This is a genomic window from Variovorax sp. WS11 (genome assembly GCF_010499245.1).
Taxonomy (GTDB): Bacteria; Pseudomonadota; Gammaproteobacteria; order Burkholderiales; family Burkholderiaceae_C; genus Variovorax.
The window spans coordinates 122447-145780 of record NZ_JAAGOW010000004.1 but is presented as its reverse complement, the minus strand read 5'-3'; the positions used below and the strand labels follow the sequence as shown (position 1 = coordinate 145780).

Annotated in this window: 18 protein-coding genes and 3 pseudogenes; 12 read left to right on the top strand and 9 right to left on the bottom strand. The window is 65.3% G+C overall.

Features of this window, described 5'->3' with window-relative positions:
* Positions 1–49: 49 nt before the first annotated feature.
* The 8 genes from urtD (at position 50) to GXN78_RS29930 (ending at position 8245) form a co-directional block, all read left to right on the top strand.
* A complete protein-coding gene (gene urtD, locus GXN78_RS29965) occupies positions 50–784 on the top strand; it encodes an urea ABC transporter ATP-binding protein UrtD (protein ID WP_106559138.1) in 735 nt (244 codons plus the stop codon).
* Positions 785–794: 10 nt separating this feature from the next.
* Positions 795–1484 (top strand): urea ABC transporter ATP-binding subunit UrtE, encoded by a 690-nt coding sequence (gene urtE / locus GXN78_RS29960; RefSeq protein ID WP_106559105.1) that lies wholly within the window; start codon positions 795–797, stop codon positions 1482–1484.
* A 50-nt stretch (positions 1485–1534) separates the two neighbouring features.
* The gene (locus tag GXN78_RS29955; RefSeq protein WP_106559106.1) at positions 1535–2572 is read left to right on the top strand and encodes an aliphatic amidase; all 1038 of its coding nucleotides are present in this window, start codon (positions 1535–1537) and stop codon (positions 2570–2572) included.
* Positions 2573–2680: 108 nt separating this feature from the next.
* The gene (locus GXN78_RS29950; RefSeq protein ID WP_106559139.1) at positions 2681–3439 is read left to right on the top strand and encodes a CbbQ/NirQ/NorQ/GpvN family protein; all 759 of its coding nucleotides are present in this window, start codon (positions 2681–2683) and stop codon (positions 3437–3439) included.
* A 16-nt stretch (positions 3440–3455) separates the two neighbouring features.
* Positions 3456–5441 carry a VWA domain-containing protein gene (locus GXN78_RS29945; RefSeq protein ID WP_239143020.1) on the top strand — a complete coding sequence of 662 codons (1986 nt, stop codon included), beginning with the start codon at positions 3456–3458 and terminating at the stop codon, positions 5439–5441.
* Positions 5442–5481: 40 nt separating this feature from the next.
* Complete coding sequence (locus GXN78_RS29940; protein WP_106559107.1) at positions 5482–6633, top strand: transporter substrate-binding domain-containing protein; 1152 nt, start codon at positions 5482–5484, stop codon at positions 6631–6633.
* 1 nt (position 6634) lies between these two features.
* Positions 6635–7264 carry an ANTAR domain-containing protein gene (locus GXN78_RS29935; RefSeq protein ID WP_239143019.1) on the top strand — a complete coding sequence of 210 codons (630 nt, stop codon included), beginning with the start codon at positions 6635–6637 and terminating at the stop codon, positions 7262–7264.
* 675 nt (positions 7265–7939) lie between these two features.
* Positions 7940–8245, top strand: a complete 306-nt coding sequence (locus tag GXN78_RS29930) for a hypothetical protein (protein ID WP_146163119.1) — start codon at positions 7940–7942, stop codon at positions 8243–8245.
* Positions 8246–8270: 25 nt separating this feature from the next.
* Here GXN78_RS29930 and GXN78_RS29925 read toward each other — a convergent pair whose 3' ends face one another.
* Positions 8271–8534 carry a VF530 family protein gene (locus GXN78_RS29925; RefSeq protein ID WP_106559141.1) on the bottom strand — a complete coding sequence of 88 codons (264 nt, stop codon included), beginning with the start codon at positions 8532–8534 and terminating at the stop codon, positions 8271–8273.
* A gap of 87 nt (positions 8535–8621) precedes the next feature.
* On the opposite strand from GXN78_RS29925, the pseudogene GXN78_RS29920 reads away from it, so the two are divergent.
* Together GXN78_RS29920 and phbB are read left to right on the top strand one after the other, a co-directional pair.
* Positions 8622–8912: pseudogene (locus GXN78_RS29920) on the top strand (DDE-type integrase/transposase/recombinase); the annotation flags it as partial.
* Positions 8913–9325: 413 nt separating this feature from the next.
* Positions 9326–10072, top strand: coding sequence for an acetoacetyl-CoA reductase (gene phbB / locus GXN78_RS29915; protein ID WP_106559110.1), 747 nt, complete (start codon positions 9326–9328; stop codon positions 10070–10072).
* 75 nt (positions 10073–10147) lie between these two features.
* Here the strand turns inward: phbB and GXN78_RS29910 are convergent, their stop codons facing one another.
* The 7 genes and pseudogenes from GXN78_RS29910 to GXN78_RS29885 form a co-directional block, all read right to left on the bottom strand.
* On the bottom strand, positions 10148–11887 hold the full coding sequence (locus tag GXN78_RS29910; protein ID WP_239143018.1) for an alpha/beta fold hydrolase: 1740 nt from the start codon (positions 11885–11887) through the stop codon (positions 10148–10150).
* A 163-nt stretch (positions 11888–12050) separates the two neighbouring features.
* A pseudogene (locus GXN78_RS41535) lies at positions 12051–12226 on the bottom strand (4Fe-4S dicluster domain-containing protein); the annotation flags it as partial.
* 105 nt (positions 12227–12331) lie between these two features.
* Complete coding sequence (locus GXN78_RS42065; RefSeq protein WP_258187084.1) at positions 12332–13435, bottom strand: AMP-binding protein; 1104 nt, start codon at positions 13433–13435, stop codon at positions 12332–12334.
* Between the two features lie 73 nt (positions 13436–13508).
* A pseudogene (locus GXN78_RS42060) lies at positions 13509–13949 on the bottom strand (AMP-binding protein); the annotation flags it as partial.
* Between the two features lie 176 nt (positions 13950–14125).
* Positions 14126–15604: an aldehyde dehydrogenase family protein gene (locus tag GXN78_RS29895; protein WP_106559112.1), complete on the bottom strand. Its 1479-nt coding sequence runs from the start codon at positions 15602–15604 to the stop codon at positions 14126–14128.
* Complete coding sequence (locus GXN78_RS29890; RefSeq protein WP_106559113.1) at positions 15594–17291, bottom strand: GMC family oxidoreductase N-terminal domain-containing protein; 1698 nt, start codon at positions 17289–17291, stop codon at positions 15594–15596. The genes GXN78_RS29895 and GXN78_RS29890 overlap by 11 nt, the downstream gene beginning before the upstream one ends.
* Positions 17288–19540 (bottom strand): arylsulfatase, encoded by a 2253-nt coding sequence (locus GXN78_RS29885; protein WP_106559114.1) that lies wholly within the window; start codon positions 19538–19540, stop codon positions 17288–17290. The genes GXN78_RS29890 and GXN78_RS29885 overlap by 4 nt, the downstream gene beginning before the upstream one ends.
* A gap of 497 nt (positions 19541–20037) precedes the next feature.
* Here GXN78_RS29885 and GXN78_RS29880 point away from each other — a divergent pair, with 497 nt between their 5' ends.
* Both GXN78_RS29880 and GXN78_RS29875 read left to right on the top strand, forming a co-directional pair.
* Positions 20038–21003 carry a PDR/VanB family oxidoreductase gene (locus GXN78_RS29880; RefSeq protein ID WP_106559115.1) on the top strand — a complete coding sequence of 322 codons (966 nt, stop codon included), beginning with the start codon at positions 20038–20040 and terminating at the stop codon, positions 21001–21003.
* A 64-nt stretch (positions 21004–21067) separates the two neighbouring features.
* Complete coding sequence (locus tag GXN78_RS29875; protein ID WP_239143017.1) at positions 21068–22066, top strand: cupin domain-containing protein; 999 nt, start codon at positions 21068–21070, stop codon at positions 22064–22066.
* A gap of 121 nt (positions 22067–22187) precedes the next feature.
* Here the strand turns inward: GXN78_RS29875 and GXN78_RS29870 are convergent, their stop codons facing one another.
* Positions 22188–23324, bottom strand: coding sequence for a PrpF domain-containing protein (locus GXN78_RS29870; protein ID WP_106559117.1), 1137 nt, complete (start codon positions 23322–23324; stop codon positions 22188–22190).
* Positions 23325–23334 lie beyond the last annotated feature (10 nt).

The following is a 23334-nucleotide window of genomic DNA, read 5'->3' as shown; positions in this document are numbered from 1 at the left end:
CAACTCCGGGAATTCCACCGTGTCCTCTGTGTCCAGCGTTCCATCCGCCATGGAGCAGATCCTGCAGGTCGAGGACCTCTCGGTTTCCTTCGACGGCTTCAAGGCAGTCGATGCGCTGAGCCTGTCCATCCACCGCGACGAGCTGCGCGTGATCATCGGCCCGAACGGCGCCGGCAAGACCACGCTGCTGGACATGATCTGCGGCAAGACGCGCCCCACCTCCGGCAGCGTGCGCTTCAATGGCCGAGAACTGGTCGGCCTGCCGGAGCACGAGATCGTGCGTGCCGGCGTCGGGCGCAAGTTCCAGACGCCTTCGGTCTACGAAGACCTGACGGTGATGGAGAACTTCGAGATCTCGATCCCCGGCAAGCAGGACGTGCTGGGGTCGATCTTCTTCCGACGCAAGGCACACGTGCTGGACCGCATTCACGCGGTGGCGGAGGAGGTGTTTCTCCAGTCCATGCTGCATCAGAGGGCGGGCCGCCTGAGCCACGGCCAGAAGCAGTGGCTGGAGATCGGCATGCTCCTGATCCAGTCGCCCGAGCTGTTGCTGCTCGACGAGCCCGTGGCGGGCATGAGCCCGCGCGAACGCGAGCAGACGGGCGACCTGCTGCGCCGCATCTCGCGCGGCAAGTCCGTGATCGTCATCGAGCACGACATGGATTTCGTCAAGCGCATCGCGAGCAAGGTCACCGTGCTGCATCAGGGGCGGCTGCTCAGCGAAGGCAGCGCAGCGCAGGTGCAGTCGGACCCTCGCGTCATTGATGTCTACCTCGGCCACTGAAGGAGCGGACATGCTGGAAGTCAGCCATCTCAACGTCTTCTATGGCGAATCGCAGGCGATCCGCGATGTCTCGTTTCGCGTGGGCAACTGCGAATCGGTGGCCATCATGGGGCGCAACGGAATGGGCAAGACCACCTTGCTCAAGTCGCTGATCGGCATGCTCCCATCGCGCTCGGGCAGCATTCGCGTCCAGTCGCAGGAGCTGGCGGGCAGTCCCAGCCACGAGCGAGTCGCCAAGGGCTTGGCCTTCGTGCCTCAGGGCCGAATGATCTTTTCGCAGCTTACCGTCGAAGAAAACATTCTGGTCGGCCTCAGGAACGCCGCGCAGCGCACGGTGCCGGAGTACGTCTATCGCTTCTTCCCGGTGCTGGCCGAGATGAAGGCGCGCTGCGGCGGCAACCTGTCGGGCGGCCAGCAGCAGATGCTGGCCATTGCCCGTGCGCTCGTCACCGACCCCAAGGTGCTGATCCTCGACGAACCCACCGAGGGCATCCAGCCATCGATCATCAAGGACATCGCCCGCATCCTGAACCTGCTGCGCGTGGAGCGGCAGATCGCGATCGTGGTGTCGGAGCAGGTGCTGAGCTTCGCGCTCGACCTGGCCGACAGGTTCCTGGTCATCGACGGCGGGCGCATCGTCCACGACGAAGCGCGCGCCCAGCTCGACCAGGACAAGGTCAAGTCCTTCCTGACCATCTGACCCCTCTTTTCCCCGACCCCCTCCTTTCACCTCAACCACCAGGAGTTTTTATGCGACACGGAGATATTGGAAGCAGCAACGATTGTGTCGGCGTGGCCGTCGTCAACTACAAGATGCCCCGTCTGCACACGAAGGGCGAGGTGCTGGCCAACGCGCGCAAGATCGGCGAGATGGTCGTCGGCATGAAGCAGGGCCTGCCGGGCATGGACCTGGTGATCTTTCCCGAGTATTCGACGCACGGGATCATGTACGACCCGAAGGAGATGTACGAGACGGCGTCGACCATTCCGGGCGACGAGACCGAGATCTTCGCGGACGCCTGCCGCCGCGCAAACGTCTGGGGCGTGTTCTCGCTCACCGGCGAGCGCCATGAGGAGCACCCGAACAAGGCGCCCTACAACACGCTGATCCTGATGAACAACAAGGGCGAGATCGTCCAGAAGTACCGCAAGATCATGCCGTGGACGCCGATCGAGGGCTGGTACCCGGGCGACTGCACCTACGTGTCCGACGGTCCCAAGGGCATGAAGGTCAGCCTGATCATCTGCGACGACGGGAACTTCCCCGAGATCTGGCGCGACTGCGCGATGCGCGGCGCCGAACTCGTCGTACGCTGCCAAGGCTACATGTACCCCGCTAAGGAACAGCAGATCATGGTCGCGCGCACCATGGCTTGGATGAACAACGTCTACGTGGCCGTGGCCAACGCCACCGGCTTCGATGGCGTGTACTCGTACTTCGGGCATTCCGCCCTGGTCGGCTTCGACGGCCGCAGCCTGGGCGATTGCGGCACCGAGGAAATGGGCATCCAGTACGCCGAGATGTCGGTGAGCGCCATTCGCGACGCGCGCAAGAACCAGCAGTCGAACAACTTCCTCTACAAGCTGGTCCACCGCGGCTACACCGGCAAGATCAATTCCGGCGAGAGCGCAGCCGGCGTGGCGGCCTGCCCGTACGAGTTCTACGGCAAGTGGATCAACGATCCCGAAGGCACCCGCAAGATGGTCGAGGGGCTCACCCGGGCGACACCTGGAACGCCCGAGTGCCCGATCGAGGGCATCCCGAACGAGGCGGCGCAACACCGCTGAAGCCACCCATCCGCGGGGCGCTGGGGAGCGCCCCGCGCCCCTGCAAAGCAAAGGAGACCCGTGTCAACCTCCATCGACAGCTACCGGTTGCCTGCAAAGCCCTTCTACATGCCCGCCGGCGACGAGGTCGCGCTCTACGAGCATGCCTACACCCATCGCATGCCCATGCTCCTGAAGGGCCCGACGGGCTGCGGCAAGACGCGCTTCATCGAGTACATGGCGTGGAAACTCGACCGGCCCCTCGTCACGCTCGCGTGCAACGAGGACATGACGGCGTCCGACCTCGTCGGCCGCTACCTGCTGGATGCCGACGGCACGGCGTGGCACGACGGCCCCTTGACGATGGCGGTTCGCCATGGCGGCATCTGCTACCTCGACGAGGTGGTCGAGGCGCGGCAGGACACGACGGTCGTGATCCACCCGCTGACCGATGCGAGGCGCATGCTCGCGCTCGACAAGAAGGGCGAGGTCGTGCACGCGCATCCCGACTTCCAGCTGGTCGTGTCGTACAACCCGGGCTACCAGAGCCGCAGCAAGGACATGAAGCATTCGACGCGGCAGCGCTTCGCCGCACTCGAGTTCGACTATCCGGCCGCGGAAATCGAGAGCGCCATCGTGGCGCAGGAAGCCGCGGTTCCTCTGGAGACGGCGCGTTTGCTGGTGAGCATCGCGCACCGGTCGCGTGCGTTGAAGCACCGCGGGCTCGACGAAGGCATCTCGACGCGCATGCTGATCTATGCGGGGCGGCTGATCGGCTCGGGCGTCAGCCCGCGCCAGAGCTGCGAGATGACGATGACGCGGGCGCTGACCGACGACCCCGACATGGCGAAAGCCCTGCAAGGCTTTGTCGAAGCCCACTTCGACTGAACGGAAAGGGGGCGCGATGATCTCCACGGGCGTCCTTGACTTGACCGAGGTGGTGGATAGCGCGCTGGCGTCTTCGCCTCAGTCGCCGAGCGAGGGCCTGCGCCAGCAGCTGCTGAGTTGGCTCCAGGCCCTGCACGACGACGATCCGGCATGCGCGGCCGCGTTGGCGGGCAAGCTCGCAGTGCTGCTCGCATGGGCGTCCGTCGGGGCCCTGGGCCGGTGGATCGTCACCGGACTGCGCATGCATGTCGGCGACCGCCTGCGATTGCGTGCCTACCTCGCGCTGGCCGAGGCGCATGCGGTCGAGTCGCTGGATCGGGAGATCGCCGAAGGCGGCGCGCAGGGCGCCGCGGCCTCGCTGGCATGGCTGCTGGAGGGACTCACCGAGCGCCCGATGGCGATCCAAGCCCGCGACCGCGACCATCTTTACGCGGCGCCGCTTCGCCCCACGCTGACGCCCACCCACTTGCTGCTGCCCAACGACTACACCGCGCTCGACGGCGCGGATCGCTACCACCTCTACCGTGCAGCGGCCGCACACGCGGCGGCCCACCTGCTTCATTCGGTGCCGGGTCGCCCCGCGGGCAAGCTCAAGCCCATGAGCCTGGCGGTCATCTCGGCGATCGAGGATGCGCGCGTGGAGCGCCTATTGCTGCGCGACTATCCAGGCATGCGCCGATGGTTCGCGGATGCACTGGCCCATGCGCTGCAACCGGGTGGCTTGACCTTTTCCGCGCTCATTTCGCGAATGAACCTCGCGCTCATCGACCCGCACTACCGGGACGACAACTATTGGGTCAACAAGGCGCGGCGTCTGTTCGAGTCGCAGGCGTTGCTTCGGCTGGACGACTACGCCGCCTTCAGGCACATCGGATCGCTGCTTGCGAACGACCTGGGCCAGATGCGGGTGCCCTTCAGGGCCGAGCTGTACCAGGTGCCCGCTGCCTACCGGGATGACGACACCTTCCTGTGGGCCTTCGACAGCGAAACCGTACAGCCTCGGGAACTCGAGCTTCAGAACCCGCCACCGGCACCGCACGTACCACCGCCGACGCAGGTGAGCGATGCAGATCCGCCGCCCGACCTTTTTGGAACCCACGAGGTCGAGCTCGGCCGCTATGCATGCCCCGAGTGGGACCATCGCCCGGCCATCATGCGCAGCAACTGGTGCACGGTCATCGACAAGCTGCCATCGTGGAGGACAGCGCACGGCGGCCTCGAGAGCCCGGTCATTCCGGGCGCCGGCCAGGCATTGCGCTTGGTGCGCGCCCACCGGTTCAGCCGCGCCCATCGTCTGCGCCGGCAGTGGGAAGGCGACGATCTCGATCTCAACGCGGCCATCGAGGTGATGGTGGCGCAGCGGGCGCGCATGGCGACGGACCCGCGCCTGTTCATCCGGTCCGCCAACCAGGAGCGCAAGAGCAGCGTGCTGGTGCTGCTGGACCTCTCGGAATCCACCAACGACAGGCCCGATGCAGCAGGCCCCAGCCTTCTCGAGATCGAAAAACAGGCCGCCTTGCTGCTCGCGCGGGCGGTGGCCCACGGTCGGGACCGGATCGCGATCCACGGCTTTTCAAGCAATACGCGTGCCGAGGTCAGCAACTACCGGTTGCTCGAGTTCGGCTCGCCGCTGGACGAAGCGGCCGAGACCATGATCGCCTGCGCACCGGGTCGCCATTCGACGCGGATGGGGGCGGCACTGCGCCATGCGGTTCGCACGTTCGCCGACGAGCCGTCGGACAACCGCGTCGTGCTGCTCATGACGGATGGCGCGCCATCGGATGTCGATGTCCACGAGCCCGCCTACCTCGTCGAGGATGCACGCGCCGCGGTACACGAGGCCCGCGAAGCAGGCGTTCACGTGCATGGTCTGGCGGTCGACCCGCACGGCCATGCCTATGTGCGCAGGATCTTCGGCTGGGGCCATTTCGATATCGTCGACGATCCGCGTGCGCTTCCGGCGAGGCTGTGTCGGTTGTATGCTCGCTTGAGTGCCGCATGAATCGCTGAAAGAATCCGCAATCGAACCTGAGGACTAGTCCGTGGCTAACAAAGATCCCGTTCGCGTCGGCGTGCTCTACTCGGAGACGGGCGTGACCTCGACCATCGGAAAGTCGCAGCTGCAGGGGACCCTGCTGGCCATCGACGAGATCAACGAGGCGGGTGGTCTCGACGGCCGCGAGCTAGTGCCGGTCTTCTACGACGCGCAGTCGAGGCCAGCGGTGTATTCCAAGCTGGCCGAGCGCCTGATCCTCGAAGACAAGGTGAACGTGATTCTTGGCTGCTACATGTCGAGCAGCCGCAAGGCGGTCCTGCCGCTGGTCGAGAAGTGGAACAAGCTGCTTTTCTATCCGACCCTGTACGAAGGGTTCGAGTTCTCCAACAACATCATCTATACCGGCGCGGCGCCCAATCAGAACAGCGTTCAACTCGCAGAGTTCATGACTGCAAATTTCGGGTCGCGGGTGTACCTGATCGGGTCGGACTACATCTATCCGTACGAGTCGAACCGCATCATGAGCGAGCTGGTGCTCCAGCGCCAGAACAGCGAAAAGGTTGCAGAGCGCTACGTGGCCCTCGATGCCACCGAACAGGATTTCGACCCGATCATCGACGAGATCCGGGAGCTGCAACCGGACTTCATCTTTTCCACCGTCGTCGGAGACTCCGCGGCCTGCCTGTACCGGGCGTATGCAGATGCCGGACTCGACCCCAAGACCATGCCGATCGGAAGCCTGACGACTTCGGAGGCCGAGGTATCGCAGATGGGCGGGGCCGGGATCGGTCACTTCACGTCGGCTCCCTATTTCCAATCCATCAACTCCGAGACCAACCTGCGTTGTCTCGAGCGATTCCGGCAACGGTTCGGCGTCGATTGCGTTCCGAACCAGTGCTGGGAGGCAGCGTATTTTCAGACGCATGTCTTCGCGAATGCCTTCGTGTGCGCGGGAACCGACGATCCGACGCAGCTCGTGCCGCAGATCCTCGGCAGCGAGCTCGATGCACCGCAGGGCAGGATTCGCGTCGATCCGACGAACCACCACACCTGTCTCTATCCGCGCATCGGCGTCGTCAACTCGAAGGGCCAGTTCACCATCGTGCGCGAAGCGACACGTGCGGTGCATCCGGATCCGTACATGGTGACCCATTCGATGGGTGACTGGGCCGCAGAGCTGAGCACGCTGGAGCTCTGACGTGGACACCGAATCCGTCCGTCAGAAGGCCGGGCCGACACCGGCCCAGCTGAAAAATCTCCGGATGCTGCGGGTTGCAGTCTGTCATCCCGACGATGCAGACGGCCAGCAAATGACGCAGCAGCTTCGCCGCATCGGCTGCCATGTCCAGGCGTTCTGGCCGCCGCTGCCCGTGTTGCCGGAACTTACCGACGTGGTATTCCTGGCGGTTCGGCCGGACAGCATCGACATGAACTTCGAGTGGTTCAACGCGGACGAAGGACCGACCATCATCGCAGTGGTGAACTACGAGAACCCAACGATCGTCGAGATCGTTCTTCGCATCGGGGCCAAGGCCACGCTGCCGTCGCCGGTACGCTCCTTCGGGCTGCTGTCTGCGCTGGTAGTAGCTCGACAGGTTCATGGAGATCTCAAAGCCCAGAAGCGTCAGCTTCGAAAGCTCAGCGGCAAGGTGCTTGGCGTGCGGCGTATCGAGGAGGCCAAAAATGTCCTGATGCGCTCAAGAAGCATCAGCGAAGCCAAGGCTTACGATCTCCTCCGCGAACAGGCTATGAGCAAACGGGTCAGCATCGAGGAGATCGCCCAGACGATCTTGAACGCCAACGAAATCCTTTCGTTAGGCAAGACCTGAGGCTGCTCTCGCAGGTGACCCGCCAGTCATACGGCGAGATTCAGGGATCGCAACGAGCGCTCGAAGCTGCCGCGGCGCGCCCGCCAGGCACGTAAGACGCGCGCTTTCGATGTTGCCCCATGCTCGCTTGAGTCCTGACTGACATGGCCGTCCGGAGAAGAGCTGTTTCGCGCGTTGTTCCGTGACCATCGCCGTGAACATGCCATCATGGCGCAACGAAATCAAGGGCCAAGCGAGGAAGGACGCGACACGACGACTTGGCTCGCACGAGTTTTTTTGCTCGATCGCCTGTTATGTTTAACGCCTCGGACGACCGGAAAGCCGGCAGGGCAGGGCACGCATCGCCCCTGAAAGAGCAGTGCCTTGGAGGCCGGCTGGGTCGTCGGTCCACAGGAGGTCCTCCATGCCATTCCTCTCCCCTTCGGCGGCGCGAGTGCCGCCGCTGTCGTCCTTGCTTGCCGACTAGGTCGAGCCACCCGGGCAGATCGCTCGACACCTGGGGGTGAGCCTGCGAACCCTTCAGCGCTACGCGGCAAGCGGCAACACGCCGCGCGCCGTCTACCTGGCTTTGTGGTTCGAGGGCCGCTGGGCGCTGAACACCTTGCACGCGCAGGCGGTCAACGAGGCGCAGCACGCCCGCGCCGGGTCTCCTCGCTCGAGCGTGAATGCGGGCGCTTGCGCGGTGTCATCCGCGCGTACGAGCATGCTGAGGCACATCCGGCGGCCAAACGCGCCGGCCTATCACTCAATCTAGTCGGGCAGAGTTCAGGCGGAAAGCGCCATCTGGAAGGCATCTACGTCACCCTCCAGGCGTTCGGCCAGCGTGATGAACTCCGGTCGTTCAAAGACCAGTGCGTACTCGAGCGCGGCGGCGCGAACGCCGCCTTCCGCCGCCGCCTTCAGATGCTGCTCATAGCTTCGGTCGCGGGGCTCCAGATCGCTTCACCACTGGCACCGAGTTGGTGGTCGACGGCGGCATGACCGCGCGCTGCGACTGAATGCGTTCTCAGTCAGGAAGCCGCTGCCTGCGCCTTTCTTCCCGAAGCATGTACAGATAAAGCCCTTCCACCTTCTCCCGTGCCCAGGGAGTCTTTCGCAGAAATTTCAGGCTCGATTTGACGCTGGGGTCGTGCGAGAAGCAGCGCACCGGTATTCGCACCGCGAGATCGTCCCATCCGTAGCGGGCTTGCAGGGCGAGAACAATGGCCTCGAGTGTCACGCCGTGCAGTTGGTTCCGCGGCTGGGCGGGGTGGGGAGAGGCGTCTTCCATGGGGACATTCTGCAACCCCGAATCGCCCGCCGTGGACCCGGAGTTTCTGGAGCGAGCCATCGGTTTGCATGGTGTGTCCGAAAAAAGATCGCCATCGACAAGAGTGGCGCCAACACTGCTGCCATCCTGAGCGTCAATGAAGACTCTGGCGCGGACATCGAACTGCGCCAGAGCACATACCTAGACAACATCGTGGAGCAGGACCATCGGGCCATCAAGCGCGTGGTGCGGCCGATGCTTGGTTTCAAGTCCTTCCGTTGTGCACGCATCCTTCTAGCCGGCATCGAGATCGCGCACATGATCAAGAAGGGGCAACTCGACCGCCTTGCGGGCCATGCCTCGTCCGCAGCGTCAAAGTTCTACTCGCTCGCATTTTGAGTAGCACGCGGCGGCCTGGCTTCACCGGGCTCCGGGGTCGTTAGCGCGACAGAACCAAGGCGAGAAGCTCGTGCGCATCAGCACCACCTTGCCCCAGACGCAGCGGCCATCAGACATCGGACATCGTCAAGGAAATCGCTGCGGCGCAAGCACCTCCGCCCCTCGTTTCGCCAGGAAGAAGTTGCTTTCCTGAAAAGAGAATGCCGTTACCGCCCAGGTCGGTGGGCGGCTTCGGTGCGGCATCGCCGGCACCGCCCTGGGATCGGCCGGGCCGATCTGGCCGCTCCGACGATTTCGCCTGAGAAGCGTCCGCCTGCGGCATACTGACCGATTGCCATCAGCGCGCGGATCCTTGTTGAGAGCATTTGGGCGCCGGCTGTCCTAAAACTGGTTCCACTCACAAGGAGACTGAAATGGGCAAGCAACGCGTGGTTCTGATCACGGGCGGCATGGGTGGCCTCGGGGAAGCGATTTCCAGCAGGATGGCTGATGCCGGCTACAAGGTAGTCGTGACCTATTCGCCCGGCAATGCCAAGCATGGCGAATGGACTGCAGCGATGAAAGAGAACGGGTACGACATGTACGCCGTGGCCTGCGATGTCGCCGACTACGACTCGTGCTCGCAAGCCGTCGCCGAGGTCCATGAAAAGATCGGCGCGGTCGACGTGCTCGTCAACAACGCCGGCATCACCCGCGACACGACCTTCAAGAAGATGGACAAGGTCAACTGGGATGCCGTTCTGCGCACCAACCTCGACAGCCTGTTCAACGTGACCAAGCAGGTCGTCGACGGCATGCTCGAACGCGGCTGGGGCCGCATCATCAATGTCAGCTCCGTCAACGGCAGCAAGGGTGCATTCGGCCAGACCAACTATTCGGCGGCAAAGGCGGGGGTGCATGGCTTCACCAAGGCACTTGCGCTCGAGGTGGCACGCAAGAATGTCACCGTCAACACCATCTCGCCGGGCTATATCGGGACCAAGATGGTCACTGCGGTCCCCGAAGAAGTGCTGAACACGAAGATCCTGCCGCAGATTCCGCTCGGACGTCTGGGCAGGCCGGAGGAAGTGGCCGCGCTGGTGATCTATCTCGCTTCGGAGGAAGCGGCCTTCGTGACGGGAGCGAACATCGCGATCAACGGCGGGCAGCACATGCAGTGAGGCAGGCGCTCGTACGTTGCAACAAGGCAGTGTCCAATTGCGCCCACGCCGCCGGCGTCCGCCTTGGCACGAGCCTCAGTCGGCATAGCGCTTCAGAACGAAGGTGCCCGGCGCGTCGGCGATCGCGACGTCGGCAGGAATCGGCTTCGCGCGCACCGGCGTGCCCGACCGAGCGGCGAGCCACGTTTGCCATGCCGGCCACCAACTTCCGTCGCGCAACTCGGCCTGCTGCTGCCACCGCTCGGCGTGCAGCCAGGGTCCGCGCGCTCGCCGCAACGCGATTCGGTAGTGGCGCCGCGGATGGCCCGGCTCGGAGATGATGCCGGCGTTGTGGCCACCTGCAACGAGCACGAAGGTCACTTCGGCGTCGCAGAGCCGGTGCAGCTGATAGACCGAATGCCACGGTGACACGTGGTCGTTCTCGGTGCCGATGAGGAAGACGGGCACGCGGATGTCGGCGAGCGAGACCGCGTGGCCGTCCACGCGCCAGCGCCCCCCGGCGAGCGCGTTGTGCAGGTACAGGCCCGTCAAGTACTGGTGATGCATGAGCGCCGGCATGCGGGTCGTGTCGGCATTCCAGGCGCTCAGGTCGGAGCGCTCTTCGCGTTCGCCGAGCAGGTATTCCCGCATCCGCCGCGTCCACACCAGCTCGCGCGAATGCAAAAACTGGAAGGTGCCGGCCATCTGCTTGCCGGTCAAATAGCCCTGGCCGCGCATGATCTCGTCGAGCAGGCGGACCTGGCTTTCGTCGATGAACAGCCCGAGCTCGCCTGGCTCGGAGAAATCGGTCTGCGCCGCGATCAGCGTCAACGACCGAAGCGGCGGCAGCCCCTTGGTCGACGCGCTGCCGCCATGGCGGCCGAGCGCCGCGGCGGCGATCGCCATCAGCGTGCCGCCGAGACAGTAGCCGGTCGCGTGCACCGCCTGGTCTGCGCCGTGGAAATGGCTGATGGCGCGCAGCGCATCGAACACGCCGAGGCCGAGATAGTCGTTCATCGACAGGTCCTGGTCGCGCGCGTCCGGGTTCAGCCACGACACCATGTAGACGGTGTGGCCCTCGCCGACAAGGTAGCGCACGAGCGAGCTGTGCGGCGACAGGTCAAGCACGTAGTACTTCATGATCCACGAGGGCACGATGAACACCGGCTCGGGGCAGACGGTCTTCGTCTGCGGCGCGTAGCGGATCAGCTCGACGAGGCGGTTGCGGTAGACGACCTTGCCCGGCGTCACCGCGACGTCGCGGCCGACAACGAAGCGCGAGTCTTGCGCCAGCGCCTGCAGGTCGGGCTGGCCGGTGATGTCGCGTAGCCAGTTCATTGCGCCCTGGACCAGGTGCGTGCCGCCGGATTCAACCGCGTCGGCGAGCACGACAGGGTTCGTCGGCAGCCAGTTCGCCGGCGTCAGCATGCCGAGCCACTGCCGCGCGAAGAACTGCGTCTCGGCAGCATGCTGCGCCTTCATCCCGGGCGTGCTCGCCGCCTCATGCCAGAAGGCCTCTTGGTTGCGGAACGCGTGGCGCAGTGCGCCGAAGGGCCATTGCGTCCACGCATCGTGGCGAAAGCGCGGGTCGTCGTCGGCCGCGCCGAGATGTTCGTCGCCCGGCGTACCACCCGCGGCGACGCGCACGCTGTCCAACCCGAGCCGCGTCGCCAGCGCCGCGAGCTCCATCTGCCGGCCGGGCGACTGCATCAGGTGCCAGGCCCAGTCGGCCCAAGCCAGCGAGAGCGAGACCGGCGACAGGCTGCGCGTCAGCATTTGTGCGCCGGCCGCGTGGACCAGTCGGTCAAGCCGCTGGGTGGGCGTTTCCGGAGTCATGCGACCCATTGTCGATGCGTCGGAGGCGCTTCGCCTCAATGAAAACCCCGGCGAGGGTGGAGATCGACGCGTTCGGCTGGCCGCGCAGCCCCCGTCTCACCCGAACTGCTGCGCCGTCCGATCGGAGATGCGTGTGGCCAGTCGTGCCGCCACGCGTGCCTTCCGTTCTGCATAGTGCGGCCAGTTCTGCGCTTTTATCTGAAGTCGCCAGCTGCCGTCGTCGCCTCCCACGAATTCGAAGACGCCTGCCGAGCAGTAGCGGCTCTCGACGCCGGCGCAGCGGGCCAGGTTCACGTTCACCGACAGCGCGGCGCCCTTGAGCGTCAGGTTCGCCGGCTGCCCGCCGCCGACGACGACCGCGTGGTAATCCATCGCCTCTCGCAGTCCGAACTTCTGGAGGATGTCCTGGGGCTTCATGTTGACTCTCGGTACGTGTAATGACCGTCAGCGCCGCGCAGCGCGGATCGCCTGCACGGCTTCCGGGTTGACCAAGGTGCTCAGGTCCCCCGCATCCTCGCCGAGCCAAGCCGAACGAACGACACGCCGCATGAGCTTCATGTTGCGGGTGCGCGGCAGGTCGGCAACGAACACCACGTCGACTGGCTTGAAGGCGCCACCCAAGCCCGCCGTCACCGCGACAGACAGGACCTTGACCGCCGTATCGCGGTCGGTATCGGGCCGTGCGACGCACAGGCAGACCACGCCAGTGCCCTTGATGGGGTCGGGAACACCGATGGTGACCGCGTCCTCCAGCAGCCCCGTCCCCATCAGCAGTGCCTCGATCTCGGCGGGCCCGGTGCGTTTGCCGGCGATCTTGAGCGTGTCGTCCGAGCGCCCGTGCACGTACCACATGCCATCGGCGTCACGACTTGCGAAGTCGCCGTGCACCCACAGGTCTGGCAGGCGGGACGAGTAGCTTTCCAGGTAGCGTTCGCGGTCGTGCCACAGCCCGCGCGTGAGGCCGATGGTCGGCGTGCGCATCACCAGTTCGCCGGTGACCCCCACGCCGACGGAAGCGCCATTGCTGATGTCGACCACGTCGGCGCCGGTGCCCGGCACCGCACCCGCAAAGGCACAGGGCTTGAGCGGATGGATTACGGTGCCGGTCAGGATGCCGCCCATCTCCGTACCGCCTGAGAAGTTGAGCAGCGGCACGCGACGCTGGCCTACGCGCTCGAAGGTCCAGTGCCACGCTTCAGGCGCCCAGGGTTCGCCGGTGGAAATCATCACGCGCAGCGAGCTGAGGTCGCGCTCGGCCAGGGCGGCGTCCGGCAGCGACATCGACAGGCGCGCGACCGTGGGCGCCAGGCCCAGGTAGGTGACGCGATGGCGTTCGACCAGCCGCCAGAGGCGGTCGGGTTGCGGATAGTTGGGCGCGCCTTCGGCCAGCACGATCGTGGCGCCGACGAGCAGGCCGCCGAACACAAGCATCGGCCCGACGAGCCAGCCCATGTCCGACATCCAGAGGAAGCGATCCCCGGCCTTGAGGTCCATGCAGATCGACAGGTTCAGCGCCGTCTTGATCGGAAAGCCGCAGTGCGAATGCACGACGCCTTGGGGGCTTGCCGCTGGTGCCCGAGGTGAACATCAGCAGGAAGGGATCGTCGGCCGGCAGGGCTTCCGTCGCCACGTCGGCCACGCCCTCGGGCGCGCCTGCGGTGAGTTCGTCCCACCAGTGATCGCGCCCCGGCGTCCAGTCGTGCGGAGCCGCGAGGTGGCGCGGGACCACGACGTGACGCACGCCCGGGCAGTGCGCCAGCGCGACATCGACGACGCTCTTCGCACCGACCGGCTTACCACGACGCGCGGAGCCGTCGACGGTGATGACGGCCACCGCCCGGCCATCGTTCAAGCGTTGTGTGATCGCGTCCGCAGCGAAGCCCGAGAACATCGGCAGCACGATGGCGCCGATCTTTGCCACGGCCAGCATCGCGGCAGCAGCATGCGGCAGGTTGGGCAGGTACATGCCGACGACGTCACCGCGACCGATACCGAGGCTGCGCAGGCCCCAGGCGAGGCGGCAGGTCTCGCGATCCAGATCGGCGAAGGTCCAGGTGCTCACTGCACCGTCTTCGCCTTCCCACACCAACGCGGGCTGTCCGTAGCACTCGGTGCCGCGCCGCCGGTCGAGGCAGTTGAGCACCACGTTCGTCACGCCGCCCACGCACCAGTGCGGGAAGGGTAGTCCGTCAGTACTAGACGGCGCAATTGCGACAATTCACGGGTATTCCCGCAGCTTCAGGCACTCTTGATCCATACCGCCTTGGTGTTGAGGAATTCCTCCATGTGTTCCGTGCCGGATTCGCGCCCGTAGCCGCTCATCTTGTAGCCTCCGAACGGCACGGCCGGGTCCATCAACTGGTAGCAATTTACCCAGACCGAGCCCGCGCGCAGGCCCGCGCTGACCTGCATCACCTTCTTCACGTCGCGAGTCCACACGCCGGCGCCCAAGCCATAGGGCGTGTCGTTGCCGCGGCGGATGACCTCTTCGACGGAGTCGAACGGCAGCGCAGAGATCACCGGGCCGAAGATCTCCTCCCGCGCGATCTGCATGTGGTCCTGCACCGAGGCAAAGACCGTCGGCTCCACGTAGTAGCCGCTGTCGTAGCCCGGACCCGACTTGCGCTGCCCCCCGACAACCGCCACCGCTCCTTCCGTCTTGCCAGCATCCAGATAGCGGCAGACGCGATCGAGCTGCGCTGCAGATACGAGAGGGCCCAGATGGGTATCGGGGTCGCACGGGTCGCCCAGCCGCAGCGTGCGGGCATATGCGGACAGTCGCTCGAGGAACTCGCCATGGATGCTGCGCTCCACGAACAGCCGAGTGCCGGCGCTGCAGATCTGGCCAGAGTTGGCGAACACGGCCATCGCAGCGCCCGGCACCGCGGCGTCAAGGTCGGCGTCGGCGAAGACGATGTTGGGCGACTTGCCCCCGAGCTCGAGCGACACCCGCTTGATGTTGCCTGCAGAGGCCTGGATGATCTTGCGGCCGACCTCGGTGGACCCCGTGAACGCCACCTTGTCGACGTCGGGGTGTGCAGCCAGCGCCGCACCGGCAGCGCCGCCGCCGGCGATGACGTTCACCACGCCGGGCGGGATGCCCGCCTCCAGACAAAGTTCGCCCAGACGCAAAGGAGACAGCGGCGCCTGCTCAGCCGGCTTCAGCACCACCGTACAACCGGCGGCCAATGCCGGCGCCATCTTCCAGATGGCCATGCCGAGTGGGCCGTTCCAGGCGTTGATCGCGGCGACCACCCCGACTGGCTCCTTGAGCGTGTACGAGAAGACTTCGCCCGATAGCGAGTTGCCGATAGTCTGGCCATGCACCGCAGTGGCCAGGCCCGCGTAGTACCGCAGAAGTCCCACGGCGCGCGTGCGCCGCGACCGCGTGGCGCTGATCGGAGCTCCCATGTCGAGTGTGTCCAGCAATGAGAGCTCGTCGAAGTGGGTGTCGACCAGGTCAGCCAGCTTCAGCAGGCATTGCTGCCGATCGAAGGGCTTCATGCGGCGCCACGGACCTTCCAGTGCGCGGCGCGCGGCCGCGACGGCCCGGTCGATGTCTTCTGTCGCCGCATCGGCGACGGCAGCCAGGAGTTCGCCGGTGGCGGGATTGCGGGTCTCGAAGGTCTTTCCCGACAACGCCGGCACGCACTGGCCGTCGATCAAGAGGTGCTTGGGAGCGCCATTTAGAAATGACGGAAATTTCTCAATCGACATGAGTTGCCTCCTCGGCAGCGGTGGAAATCCGTGAGTCTTCCCGCGGCCTTGTCGGCGTCGCGTGGACCTGCACGCCTGCGGTTGAGGCGCGGATAAAATCCGCGGCCCGCTCGCCGATCATCATCGCCGGCGCGCTGGTGTTGCCCGAGACGATGTTGGGCATGATGGATGCATCGGCCACGCGCAATCCGTCGATGCCGCGCACCTGCAACCGTGCGTCAACGACGGCCATGGGATCCGTCTGCGGCCCCATCTTGCAGGTGCCGACCGGGTGGTAGATCGTCATGAGGCCGGCGCGCACGCTCTGTTCGAGCGCCGCATCCGACTGCGCGTCGGGTCCCGGGAACATCTCGGTGCCCAGGTGACGTGCGATGGGGTCCGCAGCAAAGATGCGGCGCGCCTCGCGCAGTCCTCGCACCAGCGTGCGAAGGTCGTCGCCTTGCTCCAGGAAGGCTGGCTCCATGACAGGCCGGTCGTCCGGACGTGCCGACGCAAGGCGTAGTCGGCCGCGGCTGGTCGGCCGCAGCAGCGTCACGAACGCCATGACGCCGTGCTCGCGTGGGATCACGCGCGCCGAGCCCTTCAGGCCCGGCATGAAGGTGAGCTGAATATCGGCGCGCTTCAGCCCGGGTTCGCTGCGCAGGAAGCCCCCGGATTCAGCGGCATTGGAGGCGAGGGGGCCAGACCGGTTGCAGAGGTAGCTTAGGGGGCTCAGGGCAATACCCGGTAGCGAGCGCAGCGACAAGGCGTAGGCCTGACCACTGGGGTCCGTCATCGACAGCGGCACCGATGCGTGGTCCTGCAGATTCATGCCGACGCCCGGTAGATCTTGCACGACCCGGATGCCATGCTGGCGCAAATGCTGCGCCGGCCCGACACCGGACAGCATCAGCAACTGCGGCGAGTTCACCGTGCCCCCCGAGAGGATCACCTCGCTGTCCGCCGCGAGACGGCTGCGTACGCCTGCCCTGAGCACATCCACGCCGACGGCTCGGCCGCCTTCGATCACAATCCTCTCGACCATCGTGCCCGTTAGAACGGTGAGGTTCGATCGGTGCATCACCGGGTGCAGGAACGCACGCGAGCTGCTCAGGCGCACGCCATTGCGCTGGTTGACGTCCCACACGCCGAAGCCTTCCCGGGTCGCACCGTTGAAGTCGTCGTTGCGAGCGTGCCCCAACTGCACCGCCGCTTCCACGAACGCCTGGGAGAGCCGATTCGCCGCGCGCGGCCGCTGCACGTCCAATTCGCCCCCCTCGCCGTGAAAAGCATCTTTGCCGCCCAGGCGGTTCTCATGTCGCTTGAAGGCGGACAGCACCTCCGCATACGACCAGCCCGGGTTGCCGAGGGCTGCCCAGTCGTCGTAATCGTCGCGGTCGCCGCGGATGTAGACCGAACCATTCACGGAACTGCAGCCTCCCAGCAGCCGGCCGCGCGGTACGGCGATGGTGCGATGGTTGATCGCAGCACCGCCCTTGAATTCGTACTGCCAGTTGTACTTTTGATGCGGTAAAAGGAAGATGTTGCCCACGGGCACGAGGGTCTTCAGGTTGGTCGGAAACTGGCGGTCCGACGGCCCGGCTTCGAGCAGCGCCACCCGCGCCGCGGGATCTGCCGAGAGCCGGTTCGCCAGCACGCAGCCTGCCGACCCGGCGCCGATGATGATGAAGTCAAAGGCGTCACTCATTGTTCGATCTCGGCTGCGCGACCGGCAAAGCTGGGATCAGCCTGCCCGTCAGGCGAGACTTCCACCACGACGCTTGCGATCTCCCCGGTGAACGCGAAAGGCGCCTCGTACGCAAGGCCCACCGGCAGGCCGGTGTCCCTGCCACAGGTCAGGCCCGACTGCACCGCGCGATGCGGCCATGTCCGCTCCACCGGCACGGTACCAACCACGGCACCGTCAATCATGAGCCGGCCGACACCGCCACTGCCGCCGCCGCGGCGTGCGAACTCGTATCGAAGCGCACGTCGCCCTGGCGCCAGGTCCACGTTGCTGGTCACCACGTACTTCTCGAATTCGGAGAAGACGTACTCGTGGACCACCCGGGCATCCTTCACGTACAGGGTGTAGCCGGCCAGCGCCGTGCCGAACGCGAGCAGCACGCCCTCGGCGCATCCGGCTGGAACAGTGACCTCGGCGCCGATCGCATATGAGCGTCCGCTCAGGTCGGGCGCGTTGAGGCGGTCGATACGCGCCTGGCCAGCGTGATATTCGAACACTCGGGTGCGCGCTTGCGGTGCCTCGGGCGGTAAACGCCCCCACTTGCGGTCGTCCAGCGGCAAGACCTCGAACGCGCGCGCTTCAGACCACCAGAGATCCACCATTTCCCGCAGCCGCTGCGGATGCTCTTGCGCCAGATCGTGGCATTCGGAGAAATCGTGCTCCAGATCGTAGAGCGCCCAGCGGTCGTCGTTGAAGTCCGTGCCTTGCCGATGCAGCGTCACGGCCTTCCAGCCGCGGTGCCAGATCGCGCGGTCTCCATTGAGCTCGAAGTGCTGCGTCACCTTTCGGGTCGGTGCGTCTGGCTCGCTGAAGGTGTAGCGCAGGCTCGTGCCATGCACAGGTACCTGCTCAGACCCCTGGTGCATCGCCAGGGGCGGCACGCCCAGCACGTCGAGCATCGTCGGGAACAGGTCGATCACGTGGTGGTATTGCCTGCGCACGCCCGGCGTGCGGATGCCCCGCGGCCAGTGCACCAGCAGGGGCGCGCGTACGCCGCCACCATAGGTGTTCATCTTGTACCACTTGAGCGGCGTATTGCTGACCTGTGCCCAGCCGGCCGCGTAGTGCGGAAAGGTGTACGGCCCACCCAGCTTTTCGAGCGATGCCTCGCGTTGCTCGGGGGTCTCGGGTCCGTTGTAGATGGCCTTGCGCATGTTGAGCGACATCGATCCCAACTGGCCGCCTTCCGGGCTGGCCCCGTTGTCCGAGATCAGCACGATGATGGTGTTGTCCATCCGTCCGCTGCTCTCCAGGTAGGTGAAAAGGCGGCCGATCTGCTGGTCGGTGTGATCGAGGAATGCTGCATAGACCTCCTGCGATCGCTCGAGGAAGCGCCGATCCTCCGCCGGCACGTCGGCCCAGGCCTGGACACCCGGGTTGCGCTCCGGCAGCACCGTGTTCTCCGGCACCACGCCCAACGCGCGCTGGCGCGCAACCCGCTCCTCGCGGATAGCGTCCCAGCCCTTGGCGTACCGACCCTTGTACTTGGCGATCACCTCGGCGGGCACATGGTGGGGGAAGTGGCAGGCCCCAAAGGCCAGGTACATGAAGTAGGGCCGGCTCGCGCTCGCCACGCGGTGGTCGCGAATCATGGCAATCGACTGGTCCACCAGGTCGCTCGTCAGGTGGTAGTCCGGGTTGGGCGTGAGATCCACCGGATGACTGTCTCGGAACAGCTCCGGGTTCCATTGATCGGTCAGCGCCCCCTGAAATCCGTACCAGTGGTCGAACCCGCGACCCTGGGGCCAGTTGGTGAATGGGCCGGCGGCCGTGATCTCCTTCATCGGCGTCAGGTGCCACTTGCCCACGGCCATCGTGCTGTACGCGTACTCGCGCAGGTTCTCCGGCAGGGTGGCTGCGCGCTTGCTGATGTGCCCGCGATACGATGGGTAGCCGCCGGCCCACTCGGCGATCGCGCCCATGCCGACGGCGTGCGCGTTGCGGCCGGTGAGCATGCAGGCCCGCGTCGGCGAGCACATGGAAGTCACGTGGAAATTGGTGTACTGCGCGCCGCTCTTGGCAAGACGATCGAAGTTCGGCGTCTCGATCTCCGAGCCATAGCAGCCGATGTCGGAGAACCCGACATCATCGAGCACGATGAAGATCACGTCCGGCGCATCTTTGGGCGCTTCGGCGGGTTGCGGACTCCAGGGTGTGGAGTCCTTGTAGGTGGTACCGATGGTGCCTTCGAAGTGGGTGTCGTAGTCCATGATGCGTGTCGCTGGAATGGGATGCCGCCATTACAGAACCCGCGTGCGGATCGAATTTCCACAACGGAGACAATCTAGGGGTCATTACGGAGTCGCGCTGCCGTTGCGACGCGGCGGACGCGTGGGGTGCCGTCCGGATGCACCGCGTGGGGCCCTCACGGCGGCCCTCGGGCATACCCCCGGATTGTCGCAATGGTTGCGTTCGGCAATGCACTGCGACTTTCCAATTGCGTCATGAAATCCGCTTCGGCCACGGCTCGGAAATGCCAGCCATTTAACAGTATTGAATGGATTGATCGTTGTGCAATTCATTGGCACGATCTGATCAGGCTGTCGAGCGAACCCCCTCCCCCGGACAACAGCTCTCCATGTGCGAATGAGGCGACGACTTTGAAGTTTCTGATCAGTGCGAACAACAGGGTGAAGAACGATTGCGCGATCGCCGCCCCTGACCTTCGCAGAGGGGTCCGTTCACAGCTCGCCGGGACCCGCGTGCCATGAACACCGCAACGTTGAGCGTTCGTGTTGCCCGTAGGATTCGAGAGGCAGTGGACATCGCCAGTTTCGAACTCGTCCCCACGGGGAGCGAACCGTTGCCCTCCTTCTCTGCCGGCGCGCACGTCGATGTGCACCTGCCTGGCGGGCTCGTGCGCCAGTACTCTTTGTGCAACGACCCCTCGGAACCGCACCGCTACCTCATCGCAGTCCTCCGGGACGGCAACGGCCGCGGCGGTTCCCGCGCCATGCATGAGCTCGTGAATGAAGGGGACACGCTGACCATTAGCGCGCCCAAGAACCACTTCCCGCTGAAGGGGAACGCTCGCCGTTCCCTGCTCCTTGCGGGCGGCATCGGCGTGACGCCGATCCTGTGCATGGTGGAGCGCCTTGCCGTGGCCGAGGACGAATTCGAGATGCATTACTGCGCCCGGTCAGCGGAACGCATGGCTTTTCGAGAGCGCATTGCCACTGCCGCGTTCGCGGCGAATGTCACCTTTCATCTGGACGATGGCGCACCTTCGCAAAAGCTCGATCTCGATAGGCTCCTGGCCCAGCCGCAGGATGGAGTGCAGCTGTACGTGTGCGGACCCAGGGGCTTCATGGATGGCGTCCTGCAGGCTGCCCGAGACAGGGGCTGGCCCGAAACCCAACTTCACTATGAGTTCTTCACGGGCGAAGCAGTCAAAACCGCGGCGGACTCCAGTTTCGATGTCCAGCTCGCCCGCTCGGGACGAGTCGTCCACGTCGCCGCACACGCGACTGTCGCCCAAGCACTTGTCGCAGCGGGCGTGGAGCTACCCACATCCTGTGAGCAAGGCGTGTGCGGTACCTGTCTCACGCGTGTGCTGCGCGGCTTGCCCGACCACCGGGACAGCTATCTGACCTCGGACGAAAGAGAAGCCAACGACCAGTTCCTGCCCTGCTGCTCGCGTTCCAAGACGCCGCTGCTGGTGCTCGACATCTGAACGGAGCCCCACCATGTCAATCAACGAGAGCATCACGCCCGAAGACCTCGCTGCGCGCCGGCGCTTGCAGGCCGATCTCGAGCGATATAACTGCCGGGTGCACCAGCCGGACGATCCGCCAGTGTTCACGCGCGATCCGAAGGTCGACATGCAGTCGGTCCATTGGCGCTGGAGCGATCTTGCACCGCTGCTGGATCGATTGGGCCGCGAGGTGGCGCTCGCTGCCGACGGGCCGCGAAGGACGCTGCGCCTTCACAATCCCGGACTGCCTCGAGGCACCACGCACACCTTCTGGGCCTCCATCCAGGTGATCAATCCGGGCGAGGTGGCCACCGCCCATCGGCACTCTGCCAATGCGCTGCGTTTCATCATGCACGGCGCAGGCGCGTGGACCAATGTCGGCGGGGAAAGGTATCCGATGAGCGAGGGCGACTTGGTGCTGACTCCGGCGTGGGCCTTCCACGACCACGTTCACCTGGGCGCCGAACCGATGATCTGGTTGGACGTGCTGGACCTGTCGCTGATGCACATGTTGAGGGCGACCTTCTTCGAGCCCTTCCCGCAGGCGGAGCAACCGGTCAAGTCCGTCCCCGACGATGGATTCCGCCGCTTCGGCAGCGGCTTAATGGGTCCGCCCGGTTTGCGGTCGGCTTCGGCCAATCCACTGCTTCCCTACACTGCCAACATGGCGCAGAACGCGGTGCGCCAAGCAGCCGGGCTGCCTCCCGATCCCTTCGATGACGTCATCCTCGAATACCGGAACCCGGTGGACGGTGGACCGGCACTGCGCACCCTTGCACAGACACTGCAGTTGATCCGACCTGGCTTCGTGGGACGCGCGCGCCGCCACACCGGCAGCAAGCTCTATTACGTGATGCGCGGCAACGGCTCCACCACTGTGGGCGACCAGCACTTCGAATGGCGCGCGGGCGACTTCATGGCGATCGCACCGTGGGCGTGGCACCGCCACCGCGGCGGCACCGAAGAGGCCATGCTGTTCCAGGTCAACGATCTGCCCGCGCTGCAGGCGCTCGGCTATGACCGCGAAGAAGGTGCAGACTGATCGGCCAAGGCTCTAGAAGCGGCCTTCAAGTTCATCGCAAATCGCCTTGCGCACCAGTGCCTGGCGTTCGGCATCGAGACTGGATCAAAGGAATCCACAGCCCGCTGCAGGGCGTGCGAATTCACGCGTAGACGTGTCCGTCAAAGAGGCGTCGCGCGGTACGGAAAAATGAACCGGACACGGCCCGCCAGCCATCTGCCGAGCGCACGACATCGGCGGCAACGGTCAGCACGCCCGACGGCATGGCAATGCGCAAGGCGTCGGGATCTCGCGCCGGCGCTGCGAGCGCCGCCGGGACGCTGCCATCGATCTGCATGGCGACGGCCGTACAGAGCGCCCCGGTCAGCGGCAAGGCGCGATGCCACTGTCCATTGGAAACCATGCGAACGACGAGATCGCAATCGGCCGCCAGGACGCGCCGCCCGTCCTGGGTGAACGTGTCTTGCGGCGGGCTGACGATCGCGATCAGCGGAATCATGCGAATGGCCGCCGCGGCTTCGAGGCAAGGAGCGATGCCCATCGCGACGGAGCCTGCATGACGAAGGTTCTGCATGGTCTTCTGGAGTTCTGGCGTGCCACTGAGCACATCAGCCGATTCAGCGCCACTCAGTCCCAAGCTCGCGGCGCTGATAAACACACAGGCATTCGCAGCGTCCACGAGCGATGCCGCCACACCACCAACGCGCGGAATATGGAGCACGCTCGTCGCCGCGCTGCCGTCGGGCAGCAGCCGGCCCGTAGAAGCGCCGCCCGGCTCCAGAAAATCCAGGCGAACCGGAGCGCCCGTGCCAGCGACGCCAGGGATCGCGAGATCGCCCAGTTCCACGGGTCTTGCGTTCTTGACCGTAAAAGTCGCGTGTATCACCTTGCCGGTGTTGGTGTTGTGAATGCGTACCGTCGTCGCGCCGTCGGGAGGCGGCGGGAGCACGCCTTCTTCGATCGCGAACGGCCCGATGGCCGAAGACATGTTGCCGCAGTTGCCGCTGTAGTCGACGCTCGCCTCCTGCACCTGTACCTGCGCAAAGGTGTAGTCGACATCCGCATCGGGCCGGCTCGAACGCTGCACCACGCACACCTTGGACAGCGAAGACACACCGCCCCCCATGCCATTGAGCTGGCGGCCATAGCGATCGGGGGAGCCCATGGCGCGCAAGAAGATGTCGTCCCACTCGGCCCGGGCCGCAGGCAAATCCCGGGCGTGGAACACCAGCGCCTTGCTGGTACCTCCGCGAATGAAGGCGGCTGGATAGCGTGACATGCTGTCTTCC